This window comes from Microbacterium testaceum (assembly GCF_003075375.1).
Classification (GTDB): domain Bacteria; phylum Actinomycetota; class Actinomycetes; order Actinomycetales; family Microbacteriaceae; genus Microbacterium; species Microbacterium testaceum_E.
The window spans coordinates 55069-78864 of the sequence record NZ_QDFT01000002.1; the positions used below are offsets into that span (position 1 = coordinate 55069).

The window sequence follows — 23796 nt, forward strand, 5'->3', positions numbered from 1 at the left end:
GCCGGCGCCCCGCCTCCGCGGAGCGCCTCGTTCACACAAGGAGTGGCCATGGCGCAGAAGGATGCATCGGTCGCCGAGCTCACGAAGAACTTCGAGAACTCGACCGCCGTTCTGCTGACCGAGTACCGCGGTCTGACGGTTGCCCAGCTCAAGCAGCTGCGCAACGACATCCGTCAGGACGCGGATTACGCCGTGGTGAAGAACACGCTGACCAAGATCGCCGCGAACAACGCGGGGGTCACGGGACTGGACGACGAGCTCAAGGGCCCGTCTGCCATCGCGTTCGTGCACGGTGACCCTGTCGCCGTCGCGAAGAGCCTGCGTGCCTTCGCCAAGGCTAACCCTCAGCTCGTGGTGAAGGGCGGCTACTTCGATGGCGCCCCCCTGTCCGCGGATGAGGTCAACAAGCTCGCCGATCTCGAAAGCCGTGAAGTCCTGCTGGCGAAGCTCGCCGGTGCGATGAAGGCGACGATGACCAAGGCGGCATACGTCTTCCAGGCGCTTCCGTCGAAGGCCGTTCGCACGGTCGACGCGCTGCGCGAGAAGCAGGACACCGCGGCCTGACCCGGCCCGGCTGATTAACCCGATCAAGGAGATACAACATGGCTAAGCTCAGCACCGAAGAGCTGCTCGACGCGTTCAAGGAGCTCACGCTCATCGAGCTGTCCGAGTTCGTCAAGGCGTTCGAGGAGACCTTCGACGTCACCGCCGCCGCCCCCGTGGCCGTGGCCGCAGCCGGCGCTGCCGGTGGCGCCCCCGCCGAAGAGGTCGAGGAGAAGGACTCGTTCGACGTCGTCCTCGAGGCCGCCGGTGACAAGAAGATCCAGGTCATCAAGGTCGTCCGCGAGCTCACCTCGCTCGGCCTCGGCGAGGCCAAGGCCGTCGTCGACGGTGCCCCCAAGGCCGTGCTCGAGGGCGCGAACAAGGAGACCGCCGAGAAGGCCAAGGCTGCCCTCGAGGAGGCCGGCGCCTCGGTGACCCTGAAGTAATTTCAGCAACACCGTCGCTTTCCGCGATACCGGAGACCCGGATGCCACTGGCATCCGGGTCTCCGTCGTTTCCGGGCCTCGACAGCGATGGGCGAGGACCGGTCGGACGGGAGCTGGGACGCGGTGTCACCCGAGGAGGGACCGATGTTCACCGGATCGAAACAAAGAAGTCTGGGAAAAGGGTATGTGGATCGTTTACGGTCGTTGAGACCCCCCGTCGATCCCCCCACCCCGACGTCGCCCTGCGCGCGTCGGTCCTTGGAGACCCATGCCTTCCGCTGCTTCGCGCGTGCCCGCACGCCGTTTCACGACCGCACTGAGCGCCGCTCTCGGCGTCGCTCTGCTCGGATCCGCTCTCGTCCCGCTTCCGGCTTCGGCCGCGGTCGGTTCGAAGGTGGTGATCAACGAGGCCTACCTGAAGGGTGGGAGCGCGAACGCGTTCTACACGAACAAGTTCGTCGAGCTCTACAACGCCGGCGACACCGCTCAGGACCTGAGCGGCTGGTCGCTGCAGTACCGTGCCGCCACGTCGACGACGGCGCCCAACGCCGCCAACACCCTGCCCCTGACCGGATCGATCGCCGCGGGCGGGTACTACCTCATCGGCCTGACGAGCAACGGCGAGAACGGCGCCCCCCTGCCGACGGCCGACATCACGAGCACCGGCCTGAACCCCGGGGGCGAGCGCGGACAGCTCGTCCTCGCCAACGTCGCCGAGTCGCTCGCCCTCCCGGCGGGCAACGTCTCGGACGGTCGCGTGGTCGACTTCCTCGGATACGGCACCGCCACCACCTTCGAGACGGCGGCAGCCGCGGTCACCGGTGGCAACAGCACCCCCAACGCCCTCGTGCGCACCGGCTTCGCCGACACGAACGACAACTCCGCCGACTTCACCAACACCACGACGGTGACCCCCCAGGGCTCGGGCGGCACCACCCCCGCGCCGACCCAGAGCCCCAGCGCTTCGCCGTCGCCGACGCAGAGCGCCAGCCCCTCGCCCACGACCGCCCCCACCCCGGGGGTCGTCACGCCGATCCGCGACATCCAGGGCACCGGCGCCACCACCCCCCTCGCGGGCCAGACGGTCACGACGCGCGGCGTCGTCACGGCCGCCTACCCCACGGGCGGCTACAACGGCTTCTTCATCCAGACCCCGGGCACCGGGGGAGTCCTCGACCCCGCCACGCACCGCGCTTCAGACGCCGTCTTCGTCTACGGATCCGCCGCGACCGCGAAGGTGAAGATCGGCCAGCACGTCGAGGTGACGGGGACCGCGGGCGAGTTCTCGGGTCAGACGCAGATCACAACGGATGCCGCCTCGGTCACCGTCCTGACGGAGCAGGCCGAGGGCGTGGCCCCGGCTCAGGTGTCGTGGCCCAAGACCGACGAGGAGCGCGAGCGCTTCGAGGGCATGCTCCTCGCGCCGCAGGGCGACTTCACCGTCACCAACAGCTACTCGACCAACCAGTACGCCGAGGTGGGGCTCGCCGCGGGCACGACGCCGCTGCGGACCCCCACCGACGTCGCGCGCCCCGACTCCCCGGAGTACGTCGCCGCGGTGGCCGACAACAACGCGCGCGCCGTCATCCTCGACGATGGTGCGTCGATCAACTTCCTGAACAGGGCGAACCAGGGCATCCCCCTGCCCTACCTCTCGCTGACCGAGCCGGTCCGCGTGGGCGCGCCCGTGACGTTCACCGGGCCCGTCATCCTGGATTACCGCAATAACGCGTGGAAGTTCCAGCCGACGACCCAGCTGACCGTCGACAACGCCGAGACGGTTCAGCCCGCGACCTTCGCGAACACCCGCACCGCGGCGCCCGCCCCGGTGGGCGGCACCGTGAAGATCTCGAGCTTCAACGTGCTGAACTACTTCACCACGACGGCCGAGAGCGTCGGCTGCACCTCGACGTACAAGGACCGCGAGGGGAACCCCGTCACCGCCGACACGTGCCCCGCCCCGGGACCGCGCGGTGCCGCGGACGCCGCGAACCTGAAGCGTCAGCAGGACAAGATCGTCGCCGCGGTCAACGGCCTGGGCGCGGACGTGGTCTCGCTCGAAGAGATCGAGAACTCCGCGAAGTTCGGCAAGGACCGCGATGCGGCCCTGTCGACGCTGGTCGGCGCGCTGAACGCCGCGGCCGGTTCGGAGCAGTGGGCCTTCGTGCCCTCGCCCGCCGCACTGCCGGCCACCGAGGACGTCATCCGCACCGCCTTCATCTACAAGAAGGCCGTCGTCGCCCCCGTCGGCGACAGCGTGATCCTGGACGATGCGGCGTTCCGCAATGCCCGCCAGCCGCTCGCCCAGGCCTTCGCCCCGGTCGGCTCGCCGGACGCCAAGATCCTCGCGATCGTCAACCACTTCAAGTCGAAGGGCGACAGCAACCCCAAGGCCACCGGCGACAACGCCAACGGCATCCAGGGCGCCTTCAACGGCGACCGCGTCCGCCAGGCCGACGCTCTCGGCACGTTCGCGAAGGAGCGCGCCGCGGCCGTGGGCACCGAGGACGTCTTCCTGCTGGGCGACTTCAACTCCTACGCGCAGGAGGACCCGATCGAGAAGCTGCGCCAGTACGGCTTCGAGACGCTCGAGGCGGGGACGGGCAAGTACTCGTACTCGTTCAGCGGGCAGTCGGGTTCGCTCGACCACGTCCTCGGATCCGCCTCGGCGCGCGAGCTCGTCACGGGCACCGACATCTGGAACATCAACGCCGTCGAGGCGCTGGCTCTGGAGTACAGCCGCTACAACTACAACGCGACGAACTTCTACGACGCCTCGCCGTACCGCTCCAGCGACCACGACCCGGTGGTCGTGGGTCTCGACCTGGGCGACGCCGTCACCCCGATCAACCTCGTCGGCATCAACGACTTCCACGGTCGCATCGACGCCAACACGGTGAAGTTCGCGGGAACGGTCGAGCAGCTGCGCGCCGAGTACGGTGACGCCAACTCGCTGTTCCTCTCCAACGGTGACAACATCGGCGCCTCGGTGTTCGCCTCGTCGTACTTCGGCGACGAGCCGACGATCGACGTGCTGAACGCGCTCGAGCTGGCGGCCTCGGCGACGGGCAATCACGAGTTCGACAAGGGCGCGACCGACCTGACCGGTCGCGTCACGGACCGCGCCGACTTCCCCTACCTCGCCGCGAACGTCTTCAAGGACGGCAAGCCCCTGCTGCCCGAGTACGCGATCTTCGAGGTCGACGGCGTGCGCGTCGGCGTCATCGGAGCCATCACCGATTCGACCCCGACGCTGGTCACGCCCTCCGGCATCCAGGGGATCGAGTTCCGCGAGCCGGTCGCCGAGGTCAACCGTGTCGTCGCCGAGATCGACGACCAGGTCGACGTCATCGTCGCGCAGTACCACGAGGGCTCCGGCACCGGGCAGAAGACCACGACGATCGAGCAGGCCGTCGCGGCGGGAGGCCCGTTCGCCGCCATCGTGAACGAGACCTCTCCCGAGGTGGATGCCATCTTCACCGGCCACACGCACCAGCTCTACGCGTGGGACGCTCCGATCCCGGGACGCGAGGGCACCCGCCCGATCGTCCAGACCGGGAGCTACGGCGAGAACGTCGGTCAGATCGTCCTCGACGTCGACCGTGACGGCGACGTCGTGGACTACACCGCTCGCAACGTCGCTCGTCTCGTCCCGGCCGAGAAGCAGACGGCCGCGCAGCTCGACACGCAGCTGATCGACACCTACCCCCGTGTGAAGGAGGTGTCGGAGATCGTCGCCGACGCCCGCCAGCGGGCCGACGTCGTCGGCCAGCAGCCCGTGGGCAAGGTGACCGCCGACATCACGACGGCCTTCAGCGGCGGTTCGTACGTCGACGGGGTCTACACCGGCGGCACCCGCGGCGACCGCACCAAGCAGTCCGCCCTCGGCGGCCTCGTCGCCGACGCCCTGCTGGACTCGCTCTCGGATGCCGACCGCGGCGGCGCGGAGGTGTCGTTCGTCAACGCGGGCGGTCTGCGCGAGGAACTGCTCTACGGCACCGACGGCGTCATCACGCTCGCCGAGGCGAACGCGGTGCTGCCGTTCCTGAACAACCTGTGGACCACCACGCTCACGGGTGACCAGCTGCGACGCGTCCTCGAGCAGCAGTGGGGCGACTTCGCCCAGCGCAAGGACGCGGCGAACCTGTCGCTCGGTGTCTCGGAGAACCTCCGCTACACCTACGACGCCTCGCGTCCGGCGGGCGAGCGCATCACCGGCATCTGGATCGACGGCGCCGCCGTCGACCCGGCCCGCGGGTACCGCGTCGGTTCGTTCAACTTCCTGCTCGGCGGCGGTGACAGCTTCTCGGTCTTCGCCCAGGGCACCGACACCCGCGACTCGGGGCTCATCGACCGCGACGCGTGGATCGCCTACCTCGACGAGAACAAGGACCCGGGCCTGAGCCCCGACTTCACGGCACGGGGTGTGCAGGTCTCGACCCTCGCGCAGCCCGTCGCGGCGGGCTCGGACGTCAGCGTGACGGTCTCGAACCTCGACCTCACCTCGCTCGGGGCGCCGGCCAACACCTCCCTCGACGCCTCGTTCGGCGCGGCGGTGGCCTCGACCCGCGTCGCCGATCTCGTCGCCCCCACGGCGAACGCCTCGGCCCTGGCCGCCCCGGCGGCCACGAGCGTCGCCGTCGTCGACGGCTCGGCGACCGTGACCGTGGGCGTTCCCGCGGACGCCACCGGAACCCTGCAGCTGCGCCTGACGGCCCAGCCCACGGGGACGGCCGTGACGGTTCCGGTGCAGGTCGCCGTCGCCGGTGACGGTGCGGGCACGCCCGGCACCGGTGCCGGTCAGGGTGGCACGGGCCAGAACGGCGCGGGTCAGAACGGCGCGGGTCAGAGCGGCTCCGGCGGAGCGGGCTCGAGCACCGGAGCACTGCCGGTGACCGGTTCCGACACCGCGTGGATGGGTGCGGGCGTACTCGCGGCCCTCGCGCTGCTGGGACTCGGACTGGTGGCCCGTCGACGGGCGACGCGCCAGCTCGACTGATCGAGGAACATCGGAAGACCCCGGATGCCACGGCATCCGGGGTCTTCTGCGTTCGAGCCCGTCCTCAGTTCGACGCGCGCGGGGGAGCGGTCGAGGTGCGCACGACGAGACGCGTGTCGGCCTCGGTGCGCCACGACGGCTCACCCGTGCCCTCGATCATCGAGACCAGGATGCGCGTCGCCTCGACCCCCTGGGCCTCGGGGAACTGCTCGATCGTGGTGAGCGAGAACATCTCGGCGTAATCGTGGCCGTCGATCCCCACGACGCTGAGCTCGGTGGGCACCGAGATGCCCATGCGGCGTGCGGCGATGATGACGCCGATCGCGACCTCGTCGCACGCTGCGACCACCCCGGTGGGGCGCGACGCCGCATCGGCGAGGAAGGATGCCGCCGCGGCGTAGGCGTCGGTGATGGTGAGGGTCGAGGGGACGTTGCGGATGCGCACGGCCAGGCCGTGGTCGTTCATCGCGTTGCGATAGCCGATCGAGCGTTCGTCGACGTCCTTGGCGGGGGCGTCCGTGGGAGGCGTGCTGCCCACGAAAGCGATGTCGGTGTGGCCGAGGGCGATGAGGTGCTGCGTGATGATGCGCGTGATGGCGATGTTGTCGAGACCCAGCGTGGGGACGCCGGTCAGGGCGTTGCCGATGCTGACGACCGGTTTGCCGATGTTGGCGAGGCGTTCCAGGTCGGCGTCGTCTGGCTCGAGGGCGACCGCGATGATGCCGTCGAATCGCTTGCGGGCGAGATAGGTCGAGTACAGGCTCTCGCGGTCGTTCGACCCGGGCTCGGCGACGTACAGCGTGACGTCGTAGCCCAGGGGGATGAGCGTGCGCTCGACGCCTTCGACGATCGAGCCGAAGTACCAGCGGTTGACCTTGGGAACGATGAGGGCGATGGTGCGGGTACGTCCGGTCGCCAGACTCACCGCGCTCGTCGAGGGTACGTAGCCCAGCGACGCCGCGGCATCGGTGACGCGTCGGCGCGTGTCGTCCGAGACGTAGCCGCCGCCCGTGAGCGCGCGGCTCGCCGTCGACTTGGAGACGCCGGCCAGGCGTGCCACATCGGCGATTCCGCTCATGCGTGATCTTTCTCGTCCCGCGTCGACGTCCGTGTCGACGTCGAAGAAGAGTATCCGATATTCCACAATCCTGGAACCGGTCCCGGGTCGTTTTATCGTGCTTCTCGCGCGTCTTTTCGCCCGTTATCGGTCCGTAACATGACACCGGTTGCGGTGCTTCGGAATTGCCTCTACGGTTACCTGGAATCGGTTCCCTACGGATCCGGTGCACCACAGAACTCAAAGAGGAGAGACCACATGGGTATGTCACAGCGGACCCGCCTGCTGGCGCCCGTCGGACTGCTGGCGGTCGGTGCGATCGCCCTCGCGGGCTGCGCCGAGGGCGACAGCAGCGGATCGAGCGGCTCAGGCGGCGGCGAGACCACGGTCCGCATCGCCGGCGGTATCACCGGCACCGAGGCCGACGCGCTGAACCAGAGCTTCGAGCAGTTCACCGCGGACACGGGCATCAAGGTCGTCTACACCGGCGACAAGAGCTTCGAGGGCAACATCGTCACCAAGGTGTCCGGTGGAGACGCCCCCGACATCGCGATCGTCCCCCAGCCGGGTCTGCTCAAGACCCTCATCGGAACCGGCGAGGTGCAGAAGGCGTCCGACGCCGTCTCGTCGAACGTCGACGAGTACTGGGGCGAGGACTGGAAGTCCTACGGCACCGAGGACGGCACGTTCTACGCCGCCCCGATGCTCGCCAACCTCAAGGGCTACGTCTGGTACTCGCCGGCGAAGTTCAAGGAGTGGGGCGTCGAGGTGCCCAAGACCCTCGACGAGCTCATGACCCTCACCCAGACGATCCAGCAGAAGACCGGCGCCGCTCCGTGGTGCGCGGGCTTCGCGTCCGACGCCGCCTCGGGCTGGCCCGGAACCGACTGGGTCGAGGACATGGTCCTGCGCCTGTCGGGTCCCGACACGTACGACAAGTGGGTCGCCAACGAGGTCAAGTTCACCGACCCCGAGATCAAGCAGGCCTTCGACGCGGTGGGCGACATCCTGCTCAACCCGAACTACGTCAACGCCGGCTTCGGCGATGTCCGCAGCATCAACTCGACCGCGTTCGCCGACGTGGCCGCCAAGGTCGCCGACGGCAGCTGCCCGATGACGCACCAGGCGTCGTTCCTGTCGGCCAACTTCCTGACGGTGACCAACGCCGCGGGCCAGACGCCCACGATCGCGCCCGACGGCGACGTCTACGCGTTCCTGACCCCGGGCGTCACCGAGGGCGAGCTCGCGGTCGAGGGTGGCGGCGAGTTCGTCGCGGCCTTCTCCGAGGACGAGAACGTGCAGAAGGTCGTGGAGTTCATGTCCACCCCCGAGTTCGCGGACGCCCGCGTCAAGCTCGGCGGCGTGATCTCGGCCAACAAGGGCGCCGACCCGTCGCTGGCCTCCAGCGAATTCCTCACCGAGGCGATGAAGACGCTGCAGGACCCGAAGACCACGCTCCGCTTCGACGCGTCGGACCTCATGCCGGCCACCGTCGGCGCCGGTTCGTTCTGGAAGGGCATGGTCAGCTGGATCGACGGCACGCCGACCGACCAGGTGCTCAGCGACATCCAGGCCGGGTACGACAACTAATTCACCCGATCACTGATGGGCCGTCCGCGACGCGGGCGGCCCATCAGGTCCATACTTCTATTCCGCCCCACGCATCACGCGGGCACTCATCGATGAGCACGAAGGCGTGTTCGGGAGGGACGTCATGACCGATATCAAGAACGCGGAGACGACGCCGTCGGCGTCGCCGCCGCCGTCCCGCGGGCAGGAGGTGCGCCCGCGACGCGGGTCCGCGTCCACCCGGCGGACCACGCTGCTGGTGGTCCTGGTGGGGCTCATCCTCGTGGTGGCGCTCTTCCTCTTCATGGTCACGCGGGCTCCCGCCGAGACCAAGCCCACCACCCTCGGCTTCTCGCTGAACAGCTTCTTCATCTGGCTCGGCGGCCTGAGCCCGATCGTGCAGATCCCGCTCGTGCTCGTCGTCTTCGGCGCCGTCGTGGGTCTGCTGCTGCTCCTCATCGAGTACGCCCCGCGCTCGGGCAAAGGCTACTTCTGGCTCCGCCTGATCGCGTGCTTCGCGATCCCCGTGCTGGCGTTCATGCTGCTGCGGCCCTACCAGAACGCCGTCGTCTACGTTCTCGGCATCGCGGTGATCCTCGGCGCGATCCTCTTCTACGCCGATTACCGCTCCCGCCAGGGCGCCGGGTACCTCTTCCAGCTGGTCCTCTTCGCCGCGCCGGCCGCGATCCTGCTGCTGATCGGCCTGGTCTACCCGGCCATCACCACCTTCTTCCAGTCGTTCTTCGACAAGACGGGCGACAACTTCGTCGGTCTCGAGAACTACATCTGGACCTTCACCAACCCCGAGGGGTTCTGGTCGGTCATCAACACCCTCATCTGGGTGCTGCTCGCCCCGACCATCGCCACCGCGATCGGCCTGGCCTACGCGGTCTTCATCGACCGGGCCGCGGGAGAGAAGTACCTCAAGGTGCTCATCTTCATGCCGTTCGCGATCTCGTTCGTCGGTGCCGGCATCATCTGGAAGTTCGTCTACGACTTCCGTCAGGGCGACCAGCTCGGCATCCTGAACGCCATCGTCACCGCGTTCGGGGGCCAGCCGATCTCGTGGCTGTCGGCGGCGCCGCTCGTCAACACGCTGCTGCTCGTCGTCGTCTTCATCTGGAGCCAGACGGGCCTGGCGATGGTCATCCTCTCGGCGGCGATCAAGGCGGTGCCGCCGGAGCAGAACGAGGCCGCCGAGCTCGACGGCGCGAGCGCCTGGGAGCGGTTCATCAACGTCACCGTCCCCGGCATCCGCTCGTCCCTCATCGTCGTGCTGACCACGATCGCCATCGGCGCCCTGAAGATCTACGACATCGTCGCCGTCATGACCGGCGGGCGCAACGACTCGACCGTGCTCGCCTTCGAGATGGTCAACCAGCAGCAGCGGTTCCAGAGCTACGGGCACTCCGCCGCCCTGGCCGTCGTGCTGTTCCTGTTCGTGCTGCCGCTGATCATCTTCAACGTGCGCCAGATCCGGAAGCAGAGGGAAGTGCGATGACCACCTCCACCGTGGTGCTCGAGCCCACCACCGACACCCGCTCGGCCCGTCAGGTCGCCCGCGACACCCGCAAGCACGAGGCGATGGCGCGCAAGCGCCTGACCTCGAAGGGGGCGACGATCGCCGCGATCGTCATCGCGTTCTTCTGGACGATCCCGACGTTCGGTCTGTTCATCACGTCGTTCCGACCGGGCTCGGACACGCAGTCCACCGGCTGGTGGACGGTGTTCACCGACCCGTCGTTCACGCTCGAGAACTACCGTCTCGCGCTGACGTCGGGTGGGACCGCCCTGACCCTCGCGCAGTCGTTCCTGAACTCGCTGGCCATCACCATCCCGGTGGTGCTGTTCGCCCTCGCGGTCGCCTCGCTCATCGCGTACGCGTTCGCGTGGATCGACTTCAAGGGCCGGAACTTCTTCTTCATCTTCATCTTCGCGTTGCAGATCGTGCCGCTGCAGATGGCCCTCGTGCCGCTGCTGAGCCTGTTCTCGCGCGGGCTGACGATCAACGACGTCACGATCTTCCCGGGCTTCGATCTGCGCGGCGTGGAGCACAGCTTCGCGACGGTGTGGATCGCGCACGTGATCTTCGCGATGCCGCTGGCGATCTTCCTGCTGCACAACTTCATCGCCGAGATCCCCGCCGAGGTCATCGAGGCCGCGCGCGTGGACGGCGCCGGGCACGGGCAGATCTTCTTCCGCCTCATCCTGCCGCTCGCGGCTCCCGCGCTGGCGTCGTTCGCGGTGCTGGAGTTCATCTGGGTGTGGAACGACCTGCTGGTGGCGACGATCTTCGCGCCATCGTCATCGCTCCCGCTGACGCAGTCGTTGAACTCGCTGTCGGGCACCTGGGGCGACCAGTGGTTCCTGCAGTCCGCGGGAACGTTCATCTCGATCCTGGTTCCGCTGATCGTGTTCTTCCTGCTGCAGCGCTTCTTCGTGCGCGGTCTGCTGGCCGGAGCCACGAAGGGCTGAAGCTCTTCCGACGAAGGGGCGCGGCATCCGCACGGATGTCGCGCCCCTTTCTCTGTCGTTTCGAGGTGCCCCCCGCTGCGATAAACGCCATTCCTGTCGAGACACGCGCTGAGGCGGCGTGTCTCGGCAGGAACGGCGTTTATCGGAGGGATGCCGGAGGCCCGGCGGGCGCCGGGCAAGGCCGGGCGGCGCGGGGGCGAGGCCGGGCGGGCGCCGCGGAACGCCGGGCGGGCGCCGGACAAGCTGGGCGGCGCCGGGGAATGCTGGGCGGGCGCCCGACAAAGCCCGGCCGCGCCGGGCGGGGCCGGGCGGGCGCCGGGCGGGGGAGGGCGTCAGCCGGTGCAGGCGAGGCGCGACTGGATGTCGCGCATCGCGTCGAGCTCGGCGGACTGGCCGGTCACGATCGAGCCGGCGACCTCTTTCACCCGGGGATCGTCGCCGAGTTCGATGACGGCCTGCGCCATGGGGATCGCGCCCTCGTGGTGGCGGATCATGAGGTCGAGGAACAGGCAGTCGGCCGGCTGGCCCTGCAGCGCGCGCAACTGGTCGAGCTGCGCGTCGGTCGCCATGCCCATCTGGTCGAGCAGCTGCTGCTCGGTCTGCGACGAGGTGTCGCCGTGGCTGTGCGCGCCCGACTTCTCCATCCACGTCATCAGCGGCTGGCTCGACGCCTGGGGCAGGCCCCACTCGACCAGCCACCCGTACATCTCGCCGCGCTGGCCGGCCTGGGTCGTGGCGATGTCGTACGACAGGGTGCGCAGTTCGTCGTCGCCGGTCTTGCGGTAGATCTCCATCGCCATCAGCACGGCCTGCGTGTGGTGCACCTGCATGTCGCGGGCGAAGCCGGCATCGGCGGAGGTGTCGGCGGGGTGCGCCGGCGCGGCCGTCGCCCCGAACGCGGTGAAGCGTCCGATCGCGAAGGCGACGGCCACGACGGCGACGGTGACGAGCGCGACGACGGCCCAGCGGACCGCGGGACGCGCGACCGGGGTGTCGTCGCTCACGTCAGGCCTTGCCGGGGCCGTCGACGCCGCCCGAGCAGGGGGCGTTGGGCTCGGGGGAGTTCTGGCTGCGCCAGAACTCGGTGAAGAACTCGCCGATGCGGGCATCGGTGGGGTCGTCGAGTTTGAGCTGGTGGTTCCAGGCGCTCACCGCGACGGGGGTGTCCATGCCGGGGTAGGGCGAGAGGACGGCGTAGCTCGAGGGCATGAAGGCCTTGAGCGCGTCGATACCGGCCTGGTCGACCCGCTCGGGGTCGTACGTGATCCAGATGGCACCGTGCTCGAGGGAGTGCACGGCGTTCTCGTTCTGCTGCGGCTCGGTGTACACACCGCAATTGAGCCAGACGGGGTTGTGCGGACCGCCCGCGGGGGGAGTCTGCTCGTACTCGACCGTGCCCTGCACGTGGTCCGAGCGGTTCGTGAAGGTCTGGACCTCGGTGATCTCGCGGCCCGTGCTGTTTCCCGCTTCGTAGCTGGTGGGGGGAGCGGGGGCGAAGACGAAGGATGCCACGACCAGGCCGACGACGGCGAGCGTCGCGACGGAGCCGACGACCCACCAGACCGCCTTGCCGCGCTTACGGCGGGCCATCTCTTTCTGGTACTGCGCCAGCTTCTCTTGACGCTTCTGCTCGCGCTGCTGCTTCTGGGTCAGCTCGATCTGGGCCTGCTTGGCGGGGTTGCCGCTCGCTCGCTTATCGGAGGGGGAGGTCATGCGCTGTGTTCAGTCTCTCTTCGGGGCGGGACACATCGGCATCCGCCGACGAGCCCAGCCTATGCGGGTGAATGAGCCGGTGGCCTGGGAGGAACCCGCGAGCGGGGATGGTGGCGCGCGGGGGTGTCACGGTAATATGACGATGTCGAATCGATTCGAGGTTCGATGATCCCCCCTTTCTTCAGCCCGGCCCCGCCGGGCTGTCCGTGTTGCGAAACGAAACCAGACGCGTGCTCGATACTGCCTCCCACCCCGTGATCCCCTCGTCGCCCCATACCCCTGACGGTGTCTCCGCCGACCGCACGAGCGAGAAGACCCCCACCGGCTCGGTGCGCTCCGGCCACAAGACCCCCGCGACGGGCGCGATCCGCACGCTCGGGTCGAACCCTGCGACCGCTCCGATCGTGCTGCACCCCGGCGATGCGATCCCCGCGTCGCGCCGCGTGCTGTACATCATCGTCCTGGGCGCCCTGACGGCGCTGGGCCCCTTCACGATCGACCTGTACCTGCCGGCCTTCCCCGTGCTCGAGGCCGACTTCCAGACCACGGCCGCCGCGATCCAGCTGACGCTCACCGGCACGATGGTCGGGTTCGCGCTCGGCCAGCTCATCGTCGGGCCCCTGAGCGACAAGGTCGGCCGCCGGATCCCCCTGCTGTCGGTGACCGCCCTGCACGTCGCCGCGAGCATCTTCGCCGCTCTCGCCCCGACCCTCGGCACCCTGTCGATCGCGCGCGTGCTGATGGGGGCGGGAGCCGCCGCGGGCGGTGTCGTCGCCGCCGCGATCATCCGCGACCTGTTCGGTGGTCGCCGTCTGGTGGTCATGCTCTCGCGCATGGCGATGGTGTCGGGCGTCGCCCCCGTTCTCGCCCCGCTCGCCGGGTCCGCCCTGCTGCTGGTGATGAACTGGCGCGGCATCTTCGTCGTGCTGGCGGTCTACGGCGCCGTCATGCTCGTGTCGGCGATCCTCTTCATCCCCGAGACGCTCCCCGCCGCCCGCCGCGGAGGCCCCGGGGCGACGACCGTCTGGCAGCGCTACGGCAGCGTCTTCCGCGATCGCGTCTTCATCGGCGTGCTCGTGATCGGCGCGATGACCTTCAGCGGGCTCTTCTCGTACCTGTCGGCATCCTCGTTCCTCTTCCAGGTGACGTACGGCTTCAACCCGCAGCAGTACGGCGTGCTGTTCGCCGCGAACTCCATCGGCGTCGTCGTCGGCGTGCAGGTCGCCTCGCGCCTGGCCGCGCGGTTCGGACCGCAGTGGGTGCTCGCGGTCTCGACCGCGGTGCTCGTCGTCGCGGGCGGTGCCATCGTGCTGACCGACCAGCTCGGCCTCGGCCTGTGGGGCACGATCGTGCCGCTGTTCTTCTTCATGACGGCGTGCGGCTTCACGTTCCCGTGCGCGCAGGTGCTCGCGCTCGACCGTCACGGCAAGGCCGCCGGCACGGCGCAGTCGATCATCGGCGCCGCCAACTTCGGCGTCGCGGGCGTCATCTCGCCCCTCGTGGGCCTGCTGGCCACCGGGTCGGGCATCACGGCGACGACCATGGCCTCGGTCATGGTGGGCTGTGCCGCGATCGGCGTGCTGTCGCTGTGGCTGCTCGTGCGCCCGCGCACGGTCGAGCGCCTCGCGCCCTGACCCCCGGCATCCCCGCAGAAGCCGTCGCGGTCGCGAACAGTAGCAGAGCGCCCGCGGCGGCTTCTTCCGCGGGGTGGGCGGTTCCGCCGGGCGCGTGGACCGGGCATCATGAGGCGATGGATGCCACGGCGATCGACGACGTGCTCGACACGCGCCCGCAGCGTTTCCGGGCGACCGTCGGGATCGTGCTCATCGCGCTGGCCTCGGCCCTGGGCGCGTGGGTCTACGTGCGCGGACCGAGTCCGTTCACCGTCGACGTCTGGTGGAACCAGCTGTTCGCGGCAGCCCCCTCGGAGCCGCTGTACGTCTTCGCTCTCGTGATGGACCAGGTCGGGGGCCACCTCACGGCGGTGCTCATCGTGCCGGTTCTGGGGGCCGTCGCGATCTTCGCCACCCGACGACGGTGGTCGGCTCTGTACTTCCTCACCGCGTCGGTGGGCAGCGCCCTGCTCGTGCAGGTGCTCAAGCACACCTTCGGGCGCGCTCGGCCCGAGGACATCCTGATCCTCAGCGACTACGGCTCGTTCCCGTCGGGGCACACGGCGAACGCGGCGACCATCGCCGTGGTGGCCGGAGTGCTCTTCCCCCGGGCCTGGGTGCGGGTCGTGGGCGCGGCCTGGGTGATCCTCATGGCCTTCAGCCGCACGTACCTGCACGCGCACTGGCTCTCGGACACCGTCGGCGGTGCCCTCGTGGGCGCCGGGGCGGCGCTGGTGCTGGCCGCGGCGTTCTCGCGTCTGCGCGCCCGCGACGAGGATCGGCTGACCATCAGACGCGCTCGCAAGGTGGATGCCGTGGAGGCGGGGTCGTCGTAGGCTGACGCGCATGACCGCGCCCGGTGACGTGCCCGCCGTTCCCTCCGACGCCGACGCCGAGGTGGCCCGACTGAGGGCCGCGGCCGAAGCCGCCGAGGCCGAGTTGCGCCTCGCCCGCGCCCGTGCGGACCTCGCCGAGGCCGAAGCGGCCGCGGCCCGGGCGCGCGTCGCCGCGGCGGGGGCGGGACCCGTTGTGGCGGCAGCGGATGAGCGCTCGGCGCCGGTCGTCGAGGCGGTCGCTGCTGCTCCGGCGGCTCCCGGGCCCGCCGCGGCCACGGGCCCCGCCGCGGACTCGTCCGCCGCGGCCACGGGCCCCGCCGCGGCACCGCCCGCTGCGACCCCCGCCGCCGCGCCGGCGGCCCCGGCCGAGGGACCGCTCACGAGCGCGCAGGTCGCGGCGATCGCCGCCGGGTACGCCCTCGACGGTGCGGCGCTCGACCTCGGCGTCCTCGTCAACGGCGGGCCCGTGGCATCCGTCCCCGTTCGCATCCCGCTCGCGATGACCAACCGCCACGGACTCGTCGCCGGCGCGACCGGCACGGGCAAGACGCGGACGCTGCAGCTGCTGGCCGAGCAGCTGTCCGAGAACGGGGTGCCCGTCTTCGCCGCCGACATCAAGGGCGACCTGTCGGGACTCGCCGCGGCGGGGACGCCGAGCGACAAGCTGTCCGCCCGCACCGCGGCTCTCGGGCAGGACTGGTCGGCGCGGGCCTTCCCCACCGAGTTCTACGCGCTGGGCGACGACGTCGGTTCCGGCATCCCGGTGCGCGCGACGGTGTCGGGGTTCGGCCCGCTGCTGCTCAGCCGCGTCCTCGGGCTGAACGCGACGCAGGAGTCCAGCCTCGGTCTCGTCTTCCACTACGCCGACCAGAAGGGCCTCGCGCTCGTCGACCTGTCCGACCTGCGGGCCGTGCTCACCTTCCTCACCAGCGACGAGGGCAAGCCCGAGCTGAAGGGCATCGGCGGACTCTCGTCGGCCACCGCGGGCGTGATCCTGCGCGAGCTCGTGGCGTTCTCGGCCGCCGGCGCCGACACGTTCTTCGGGGAGCCCGAGCTCGACGCGAGGGTGTTCCTGCGGACGGATGCCACGGGCGCGGGCATCGTGAGCCTGCTCGAGGTGCCGAACGTCGCCGCCCGGCCCGAGCTGTACTCGACGTTCCTGATGTACCTGCTTGCGGAGCTGTACGAGGTGCTGCCCGAGGTCGGGGACCTCGACAAGCCGAAGCTGGTGTTCTTCTTCGACGAGGCGCACCTGCTGTTCCGTGACGCGTCGAAGGCGTTCCTCGAGGCGATCACGCAGACCGTCCGCCTGATCCGTTCCAAGGGGGTCGGGGTGTTCTTCGTCACCCAGACGCCCAAGGACGTCCCCGGTGACGTGCTCGCCCAGCTCGGCTCGCGCGTGCAGCACGCGCTGCGCGCCTTCACCCCCGACGACGCCACGGCCCTGCGCGCCTCGGTGCGGACGTATCCCTCGTCCGGCTACGACCTCGAGCGGGTGCTGCAGGAACTCGGCACGGGCGAGGCCATCGTGACCGTGATGAGCGAGCGGGGAGCGCCGACGCCGGTCGCGTGGACGCGCATGTACGCCCCGCGGGCGTCGATGTCGCCCATCGCGCCGGATGCCATGGCGGCGGCGGTCGCGGCATCCCCCCTCTTCGCGGACTACGGGACGCCGATCGATCGCGAGTCGGCGCGCGAGATCCTCGCCGCGCGCATGCAGGCGGCCACCGAGGCCCGCGAGGCCGAGGAGCGCGCGAAGAAGGCCGCCGCCGACCAGGCCGAGTACGCCAAGCAGAAGGCCGCGATCGACAAGGCCCACGCCGAGGCGCAGAAGAAGGCGCAGCGCGAGTACGAGCGGATCCTGAAGTCCACCGCGGCGCCGCGCGGACGCGCCAGCGCCCCCGCACCGGGGCTCGACGGCCTGCTGGGGCGCGGGGCGACGAAGTCGATCGTGACGGGCGTCATCCGCGGGTTGTTCGGCAACGGCCGGCGGCGCTGACGAGGACGGCGCGGCGCCCCCTCGCGCGTGCGGGGGATCCGCCGCGCGTGCGCTGAGTCACTGATGTGCGCAAAGTCCGTCGGATTCGGGGTGCCGGGGCTGAGGTTGTGCACATCGCGGAGGTTGTGCACGCGCTCGGGTGCGGGACCCGCCGTCGCCGCGCGTGCGCGAGGGCGAGCGCTGAGTCAGTGATGTGCGCAAAGTCCGTCGGATTCGGGGTGCCGGGGCTGAGGTTGTGCATATCGCGGAGGATGTGCGCAGCGCGGGAGACACCGCGGCGCGTCAGGGCGACGCATGCGCCGCGGACCGGCCGACGTCGCCGCGCGCTGGAAGGACGGGGATGGATGCCGGGGCTCCGGCATCCGTCCCCCTTCCTGTCAGCCGCGGCGGATCGCCAACGGCATGGTCGAGGTGTCGATGAGCGGGTCGCTGTCCTGACGCTCGACCAGGGCCGCGGCCTCGGCGGGCGTCTCGACCGTGGGCATCGACCCCAGCAGGGGGCGCTTCGCGGTCTCCCGCATCGCCAGCAGGGCGACGAGGCCGAGGGCGGCGAAGAACATGATGTAGAACGCCGGCATGAGCGTGTTGCCGGTCAGGTCGATGAGGGCCTGGCTGAAGAGCGGGGTGGTGCCGCCGAACAGCGACACGGCCACGTTGTACGCCACCGCCATCGCCCCGAAGCGCGAGGCCGTCGGAAAGAGCGCCGGCAGAGCGGATGCCGAGATCGCCACGTAGAACGCCACCGGTACCGCCGCCATGCACAGCGCCACCATGACCGCCCACAGCTCGCCGATCTGCATGATGAGGAACGCCGGGACGAGCAGCACGAGGGCCGAGCCGGCGGCGATCGCGTAGACGGGTTTGCGGCCGATGCGGTCGCTCAACCGGCCGATCAGGGGGAGCGCGGCCGACATCACCAGCAGCACGGGAACCGTGGCCACCGCGGCGGTGATGTTCGACACGCCCACCTCTTTCTCGAGGTAGGTGGGCATGTAGCTCGTCAGCGCGTAGCCGGCCGTGTTGGTCGCCGCGACGAGCGCGATCCCGATCAGCAGGGCCTTCCAATGGTGGCGGACGATGCCCACCAGGCCCTGGCGGGCCATCGGGTCGTCGGCATCCGTCGCGACGGTGTCCGCCTGCTCGAAGGCGGGCGTCTCGGGGATGCGCAGACGGAAGTAGATCGCGACGATACCGAGGGGCACGGCGAGCAGGAAGGGGATGCGCCAGCCGTAATCGACCATCGCGTTCTCGCCCGAGACCGCGGTGGTGATCGCGGTGGTGAGGGCGACGGCCGAGGCGCCCGCGGCGAAGCCGACGTACGAGCCGACGTCGAGCCAGGACGACCAGAACCCGCGCCGACGGTCGGGCGAGAACTCCGAGACGTAGGTGGTGGCCCCGGCGTACTCGCCGCCTGTCGAGAAGCCCTGCACCATCTTCAGCAGGTACAGCGGGATGATCGCCCACAGCCCGATCTGCGCGGACGTGGGCAGGACGCCGATCAGCGCCGTGGCCGTGGCCATCATGGCCATGGTGAGGAAGAGCACCTTCTGCCGCCCGATGCGGTCGCCCAGGGGGCCGAGCACGAAACCGCCGAAGGGGCGCACGAGGAAGGAGATCGCGAAGCCGAGCAGGGTGACCAGCAGACCCCAGGGCGCGGGCACGTCGGATGCGAAGACGACGGTCAGCGTCACGGCGAGGTACCCGTAGATGCCGAAGTCGAACCACTCCATGAAGTTGCCGACGACGGTACCGCCGATCGCCGTGCGCACGCGCTTCGTGTCGACGACCACGACGTCGTCGACCTCGAGCCGAGGGGAGCCGGATGCCGAGGAGGATTTCTCGTTCATCCTTCTAGCGTTACTCCGATCCGCCCGTCGTTTCCAGTCGGGGCGGCGCGGAGGGCGCCGTGCTACCGGAAGGCGAGCACCTCGTCGCCCCACGCCTCGCGCAGCTCGTGGTCGAGGTCGGCGACGACCCGATCGCGTCGGTCGATGACGAGCGTCTCGCGCGGGTCGGGGCCGTCGCAGCGGAACGGCTGCCACGAGACGGCGTCCGGCGCGTCGGGGGAGTCGCCGCGGGCGAAGGCGACCCACCGCGCCTGCATGCGCGCCGAGATCTCTTCGGCCACCCGTCGGCCGCCGAGGCGGAACGTCAGGTCCTTCGGGCCGCTGACGAGATTGCCCCACAGATAGGGCAGCTCGCTGGCGTGCGTGGCCCCCAGGCCGATCAGGCGCAGGAAGGGGGCGGCGTGATCGAAACGGTACAGCCACACCGGTGCGACGGCGGAGTGCCCCTCCGCCAGCCACAGCGTCGGCAGGCGGAAGCCGATGTCGCGCGCGACGCCCAGCCCCACGGCGCGGTGGCGCACGTGCTCGTACGCGGTCAGCACCTGCTCGCGGCTGGGCAGCTCGACGCCGGGGTTCTCGGCCGCCATCGCGGCGAACATCTGCTCGAGACGGTCCCCGGTGATGGGGATGAGCGGCGACTTCATGAACGAGAACAGCGACGCCTCGTCCTTATTGGTACCGATCATCAGCGGGACGGGCAGACCGCGGCCCTCGCGCAGGACGGTGAGCGGCGCCTCGGGCAGCAGATCGCCGTCGACGACGGGCGCGAAGGCGAGCGTTCCGGGGGCGGTGGTGGGCACCTCGGCGTACACGGTCTGACCGGCCTCGACCACGCGCTCGACCGCGATGGCCCGGACCGCATCCGCCGCCCGCGGATCGGCCGGATCGATCGAGAGCAGTTCGAGGAAACGGGATGCCACCCGCCGCGCCCGGTCGGGACCGTACATGCTCGACGCGGGCGACGACTGCGCGATCGCCCGGTGGAACAGACCCGCTGCCGACGGCGTCGCCAGGAGCGTCGTGACCAGACCGCCACCGGCCGATTCGCCGAAGACGGTCACCCGTTCGGGATCGCCGCCGAAGGCCGAGATGTTGCGCTGCACCCAGCGCAGTGCGAGCAGCACATCCTTGAGGGCGAGGTTGCCGTCGAAGCCGCCGCCCGGCAACGCGCTCGACAGGTCGACGAAGCCGAGCGCCCCCAGGCGGTAGTTGATCGTGACCACCACGACCTCGCCGGTCGACACCATCGACGTCGCGTCGTACAGCGGCTGGCTCGACGCCCCGAACGTGTATGCGCCGCCGTGCAGCCACACCATCACCGGGCGGGCGGGCGCGCTCTCGTCGATCGGCGTCCAGACGTTCAGCGAGAGGCAGTCCTCGTCCTGCACGCTGCCGTCGCCGAGGGCGATCGCCGGGGTCACGGGCTGCGGGCAGACGGGGCCGAAGGTCGTGGCATCCCTCGTCTCCGACAGGTCGGGCGCGGGGACGGGATCGCGGAAGCGGCGCTCGCCCGCGGTGGGGAGGGCGTACGGGATGCCGCGCCACACCTGGACACCGCGGTCGACGGTGCCGACGAAGGTGCCGGCGGGTGATTCGGCCCGGCAGGGGACGGAAGGAGGGGTCATGTCGGTCCTCACGCGAGCTGGTGGATGAGGTGGGCCGCCTCGTTGGCGGCGAGGATGGCGAACAGTACGGTCATGATCACGGCGTTGTGCTCGATCATCTCGCTCTTGAGGCGGTCGAGGGCCGTCGTGATGCGCGGGATGCCGGTGGCACCGAGCACGGTCGGGAGGATCAGGGTGAGCGAACCCGCCACCGCCAGCGCGACGCACAGCAGCACCGTGGCGGCGATCGGCAGATGCGCCGCGCCGATCAGGGCGCCGCCCTTGAGCTCGAGGGGCAGGTTCTTGCTGTTCGTCGCCGCCATGAGCAGGCCGAGGCCGGCGGCGCGGCCGAGGGTGATCGAGTCCATCGCGGCGAGCCACTTGGGTGCGACGGCCGGCTGACCGTGGCGCGGTCGACCGCGCCAGCTGACCACGGCGAAGGCCGCGAACCCCACGGTCAGCAGCGCCCCCAGGACCACGACCACCACGTTGCCCTTCGCTCCGCCCGACGCGCCGGACGCGCCGGCCGCGGTCAGCGCGCCCACGGCGATCGCGGCGAGTGTGACCGCGAAGAAGGTCGCCGTGTACGCCGGAGCCGCTCGGCGTCCGCGCGTCGACAGCAGGATCGCGACGACGGCGACGATCGGCAGCGGAGAGATCGCCATGCCGACGGCCAGGGGCAGGAGTGCGGTGAGCTCGGACATCGCGGCGAGGCTACGCCCGCGGCATCCGGGTCCCGTCGCGATGTTCGGTCGACACGACAATCGGCGCGCCGGGGGTCAGATCGGCGGTCAGACGCACCGTGTCGGCGTCGGCCGTCAGTCGTCCCCCCAGACGTCCCACCCACGCATCGCGTCGCAGCGCCGCACCGGGAGCGAGCGTGCCGGGCGTCTCGACCTCCACGCGCAGCCGGGGGCCGCCGCCGGTCCGGACCACGCGGGCGGTCACGACCGCTTCGCGGCGGCGGGCGTGCTTCGCGGCGTTCAGCAGCCCCTCGGCGACGACCTCGACCGCCTCGCCGGCGAGGGCCGCGTCGGCGTCGAGCAGAGCGCGGGCCTCGGCATCGAACCGGGTGTCGATCCGCAGGGCGTGTCCCCACGTGGCCACGAGGGCGTCCAGCGCGGGGGCGTCCGCGGCGGTGGGCGGTGCGGCGAAGGCGCGCTCGACGTCGTCGGCGAGCGACGCCAGCACCGGCGACAGCGCGGCCGTGTCCGAGGGGCGGGGATCGGGATGCCGCAGGGCCCACAGCACGAGGGCGCTCTGCACGTCGCGGTGCAGCACCTCGGCCGCAGCCCTCAGACCGGCTCGCGAGCCGCGGGTGCCGCGGTCGTCCGACCGCGTCAGGGCCGTGATCGCGGTGGACAGTCGACGGCGCTCGACGGCGACGGCGCGCGCGCCGGTGCGCCATCTCGTCATCGCCCAGGCCAGGGCCGGGAAGGCCAGCGCGGGAACGGCTGCCGTGGGCCATGCCACGCCCTGCGCGCTCGCGAGCGCCGTCAGGAACAGCCCTGCCAGAACGGCCGACCACGCGTACCGTCGCGTCCGTCGCCGCGGGGACCGCCGGGCCCGCCCGAGGCGCGGCAGGGCCTCGGCGGCCGAGCCCACCAGCAGGGTGAGGGCGATGCCCGTCGCCACGGCGACCGCATCCACCGTCCGCACCGCGAACGGCAGCACCGCCAGCGCGTACGTCGCGCTCACCGTCCCCGTCGCCGGAAGGCGCGTCAGCATCGGCGCGCGTCGCGACGCGGGCGCCGCGATCGGGACGCGGGGTTTCGCCAGGGATAGCGCCGGCAGGTCGTGAGCACGCGCGCGCACGGCGGCGGCGCGGGCCCGGACGGCGTCGGCATCCGCCTCGACGGGAGCGCGCACCAGCGCGGCCGCGGCCTGGACGGCGGCCGCGGCCTCGGCCGCGAACAGGCGTGCGCGCTCGGTGCTCGCGCGCAGGTCGTCGCGCACCGAGCGGAGGAGGGCGTTGGTGGATCGGGCGGTGCGCGCGGCATCCACCAGGACCGCCGTACCGGCGAGCGCGATCGCCCAGACGAGCACGTTGGTCGCCGCGCGCAGCACCTCGGCTCCCGGGGCTGGGGCGGGCAGCCCGAGGGCGAGAGAAACGGCATCCTGCATCGACGGCCGCGAGACGGCCCACGCGAGCAGCGCGATCAGGACGATCGCACCGCGCACGGCGGGGCGGGTCGTCGCTCGCTCGGCGACCGCGACCACGGCCCAGACGAGCGCGGACAGGCCCGCGGTCGCGATCGAGACGACGAGGCGCTGGCCGGGGTGCAGCGGGACGGGAGTGGGCGCCAGAACGACGACCGACACGAGCAGGATCACCGCGAAGGTGTACCGGGTGACGAACCGTCCGCTCGTGACGACGCCGACGAGACCCCTCATGACACGGAGCCGAACTCCGCCATGTACAGCGCACTCGCCCGCACCCGCGCGTTCGTGGACGGATCGGATGCCAGCCCCAGCCGCTCGAACATGCGGCTCACCGCCCGCTCCACCGCCCGGACGCCGGTTCCGCGATCGGCGGCGATCTGCGCATTGGTCCACCCGCGCGCGACGAGGGCCAGGATCTCGACCTGCTGCCGGGTGAGCACCGCCAGCGGCGAGGCGCGCGGCGACGGGGACACCGCATCGGGCGAGGAATCGGCCAGGGCGGTCTCGAGGGCCCGCACCACGACGTCGGCCGAGGTCACGTCGAGCTTCGAGAGGAAGACGGCGCCCGCGGGTCCACCGGTGGCCGCGCCGGGGAAGCTGCTCAGGAACACCACGGCCAGGTGCGGGGCGAGGCCGGTCAGCATCACCGCCAGCTCGACGCCCGACGGACGCGAACCCAGGTCGATGTCGGTCAGCAGGACGTCGGGATCGGTGCGCGAGAAAGCGTCCACGGCCCCGGCCGCATCGGCGACCCCCGTGGCCTCGAACCCGCGGTGGGCGAGCATGTCGCACAGCAGCGCACGCATGGCCGGCTGGTCCTCGACGACGAGCACGCGTCTCACCCACGCGGTCTGCACGCGCTCACTTTATCGTCGCGCACCCCCGCGATCCGTCAAGCCCTGGGCGATGTCGGAGCCCCGGCGTACCGTGTG

The 23796-nt window shown here is 70.7% G+C and carries 17 protein-coding genes; 9 read left to right on the forward strand and 8 right to left on the reverse strand.

Features of this window, described 5'->3' with window-relative positions:
- Window positions 1-48: 48 nt before the first annotated feature.
- The 3 genes from rplJ to DC432_RS01065 all read left to right on the forward strand — a co-directional run bounded on the left by rplJ (window position 49) and on the right by DC432_RS01065 (window position 5988).
- A complete protein-coding gene (gene rplJ / locus DC432_RS01055) occupies window positions 49-564 on the forward strand; it encodes a 50S ribosomal protein L10 (RefSeq protein WP_108317208.1) in 516 nt (171 codons plus the stop codon).
- Window positions 565-602: 38 nt separating this feature from the next.
- The gene (rplL, locus tag DC432_RS01060) at window positions 603-989 is read left to right on the forward strand and encodes a 50S ribosomal protein L7/L12 (protein WP_108317207.1); all 387 of its coding nucleotides are present in this window, start codon (window positions 603-605) and stop codon (window positions 987-989) included.
- 268 nt (window positions 990-1257) lie between these two features.
- Window positions 1258-5988, forward strand: coding sequence for an ExeM/NucH family extracellular endonuclease (locus DC432_RS01065; protein WP_116536311.1), 4731 nt, complete (start codon window positions 1258-1260; stop codon window positions 5986-5988).
- A gap of 64 nt (window positions 5989-6052) precedes the next feature.
- Here DC432_RS01065 and DC432_RS01070 read toward each other — a convergent pair whose 3' ends face one another.
- A complete protein-coding gene (locus DC432_RS01070; protein WP_116536312.1) occupies window positions 6053-7066 on the reverse strand; it encodes a LacI family DNA-binding transcriptional regulator in 1014 nt (337 codons plus the stop codon).
- Window positions 7067-7303: 237 nt separating this feature from the next.
- Here DC432_RS01070 and DC432_RS01075 point away from each other — a divergent pair, with 237 nt between their 5' ends.
- The 3 genes from DC432_RS01075 (at window position 7304) to DC432_RS01085 (ending at window position 11089) form a co-directional block, all read left to right on the forward strand.
- Window positions 7304-8635: an ABC transporter substrate-binding protein gene (locus DC432_RS01075; protein WP_108317204.1), complete on the forward strand. Its 1332-nt coding sequence runs from the start codon at window positions 7304-7306 to the stop codon at window positions 8633-8635.
- A 124-nt stretch (window positions 8636-8759) separates the two neighbouring features.
- Complete coding sequence (locus DC432_RS01080) at window positions 8760-10115, forward strand: carbohydrate ABC transporter permease (protein WP_375136041.1); 1356 nt, start codon at window positions 8760-8762, stop codon at window positions 10113-10115.
- Complete coding sequence (locus tag DC432_RS01085) at window positions 10112-11089, forward strand: carbohydrate ABC transporter permease (RefSeq protein ID WP_108317203.1); 978 nt, start codon at window positions 10112-10114, stop codon at window positions 11087-11089. The genes DC432_RS01080 and DC432_RS01085 overlap by 4 nt, the downstream gene beginning before the upstream one ends.
- Window positions 11090-11421: 332 nt before the next feature.
- On the opposite strand, the gene DC432_RS01090 is transcribed toward DC432_RS01085, so the two are convergent.
- Together DC432_RS01090 and DC432_RS01095 are read right to left on the reverse strand one after the other, a co-directional pair.
- On the reverse strand, window positions 11422-12093 hold the full coding sequence (locus DC432_RS01090) for a DUF305 domain-containing protein (RefSeq protein ID WP_243392973.1): 672 nt from the start codon (window positions 12091-12093) through the stop codon (window positions 11422-11424).
- Between the two features lies 1 nt (window position 12094).
- Window positions 12095-12802: a DUF3105 domain-containing protein gene (locus DC432_RS01095; protein WP_116536314.1), complete on the reverse strand. Its 708-nt coding sequence runs from the start codon at window positions 12800-12802 to the stop codon at window positions 12095-12097.
- Between the two features lie 329 nt (window positions 12803-13131).
- On the opposite strand from DC432_RS01095, the gene DC432_RS01100 reads away from it, so the two are divergent.
- The 3 genes from DC432_RS01100 (at window position 13132) to DC432_RS01110 (ending at window position 17250) form a co-directional block, all read left to right on the forward strand.
- Window positions 13132-14436, forward strand: a complete 1305-nt coding sequence (locus DC432_RS01100; RefSeq protein WP_431739668.1) for a multidrug effflux MFS transporter — start codon at window positions 13132-13134, stop codon at window positions 14434-14436.
- 116 nt (window positions 14437-14552) lie between these two features.
- The gene (locus tag DC432_RS01105; protein ID WP_116536315.1) at window positions 14553-15251 is read left to right on the forward strand and encodes a phosphatase PAP2 family protein; all 699 of its coding nucleotides are present in this window, start codon (window positions 14553-14555) and stop codon (window positions 15249-15251) included.
- Window positions 15252-15261: 10 nt separating this feature from the next.
- Window positions 15262-17250, forward strand: a complete 1989-nt coding sequence (locus DC432_RS01110) for a helicase HerA-like domain-containing protein (protein WP_116536316.1) — start codon at window positions 15262-15264, stop codon at window positions 17248-17250.
- Between the two features lie 377 nt (window positions 17251-17627).
- On the opposite strand, the gene DC432_RS01115 is transcribed toward DC432_RS01110, so the two are convergent.
- From DC432_RS01115 to DC432_RS01135, 5 genes are all read right to left on the reverse strand, one after another.
- Window positions 17628-19097: an MFS transporter gene (locus DC432_RS01115; protein ID WP_116536317.1), complete on the reverse strand. Its 1470-nt coding sequence runs from the start codon at window positions 19095-19097 to the stop codon at window positions 17628-17630.
- 62 nt (window positions 19098-19159) lie between these two features.
- Window positions 19160-20722 (reverse strand): carboxylesterase/lipase family protein, encoded by a 1563-nt coding sequence (locus DC432_RS01120; RefSeq protein WP_116536318.1) that lies wholly within the window; start codon window positions 20720-20722, stop codon window positions 19160-19162.
- A gap of 8 nt (window positions 20723-20730) precedes the next feature.
- Window positions 20731-21405, reverse strand: coding sequence for a GAP family protein (locus tag DC432_RS01125; protein ID WP_116536319.1), 675 nt, complete (start codon window positions 21403-21405; stop codon window positions 20731-20733).
- Between the two features lie 10 nt (window positions 21406-21415).
- Window positions 21416-23095, reverse strand: coding sequence for a hypothetical protein (locus DC432_RS01130; RefSeq protein ID WP_116536320.1), 1680 nt, complete (start codon window positions 23093-23095; stop codon window positions 21416-21418).
- Window positions 23092-23721, reverse strand: coding sequence for a response regulator (locus DC432_RS01135; RefSeq protein ID WP_116536321.1), 630 nt, complete (start codon window positions 23719-23721; stop codon window positions 23092-23094). Before DC432_RS01135 ends, DC432_RS01130 begins: the two co-directional genes overlap by 4 nt.
- Window positions 23722-23796 lie beyond the last annotated feature (75 nt).

Excerpts from the sequence above, each read along its gene's own strand:
- rplJ (WP_108317208.1), top strand. The coding sequence starts at position 49 with ATGGCGCAGAAGGATGCATCGGTCGCCGAGCTCACGAAGAACTTCGAG.
- rplL (WP_108317207.1), top strand. The coding sequence starts at position 603 with ATGGCTAAGCTCAGCACCGAAGAGCTGCTCGACGCGTTCAAGGAGCTC.
- DC432_RS01065 (WP_116536311.1), top strand. The coding sequence starts at position 1,258 with ATGCCTTCCGCTGCTTCGCGCGTGCCCGCACGCCGTTTCACGACCGCA.
- DC432_RS01070 (WP_116536312.1), bottom strand. The coding sequence starts at position 7,066 with ATGAGCGGAATCGCCGATGTGGCACGCCTGGCCGGCGTCTCCAAGTCG.
- DC432_RS01075 (WP_108317204.1), top strand. The coding sequence starts at position 7,304 with ATGGGTATGTCACAGCGGACCCGCCTGCTGGCGCCCGTCGGACTGCTG.
- DC432_RS01080 (WP_375136041.1), top strand. The coding sequence starts at position 8,760 with ATGACCGATATCAAGAACGCGGAGACGACGCCGTCGGCGTCGCCGCCG.
- DC432_RS01085 (WP_108317203.1), top strand. The coding sequence starts at position 10,112 with ATGACCACCTCCACCGTGGTGCTCGAGCCCACCACCGACACCCGCTCG.
- DC432_RS01095 (WP_116536314.1), bottom strand. The coding sequence starts at position 12,802 with ATGACCTCCCCCTCCGATAAGCGAGCGAGCGGCAACCCCGCCAAGCAG.
- DC432_RS01105 (WP_116536315.1), top strand. The coding sequence starts at position 14,553 with ATGGATGCCACGGCGATCGACGACGTGCTCGACACGCGCCCGCAGCGT.
- DC432_RS01110 (WP_116536316.1), top strand. The coding sequence starts at position 15,262 with ATGACCGCGCCCGGTGACGTGCCCGCCGTTCCCTCCGACGCCGACGCC.
- DC432_RS01115 (WP_116536317.1), bottom strand. The coding sequence starts at position 19,097 with ATGAACGAGAAATCCTCCTCGGCATCCGGCTCCCCTCGGCTCGAGGTC.
- DC432_RS01120 (WP_116536318.1), bottom strand. The coding sequence starts at position 20,722 with ATGACCCCTCCTTCCGTCCCCTGCCGGGCCGAATCACCCGCCGGCACC.
- DC432_RS01125 (WP_116536319.1), bottom strand. The coding sequence starts at position 21,405 with ATGTCCGAGCTCACCGCACTCCTGCCCCTGGCCGTCGGCATGGCGATC.
- DC432_RS01130 (WP_116536320.1), bottom strand. The coding sequence starts at position 23,095 with ATGAGGGGTCTCGTCGGCGTCGTCACGAGCGGACGGTTCGTCACCCGG.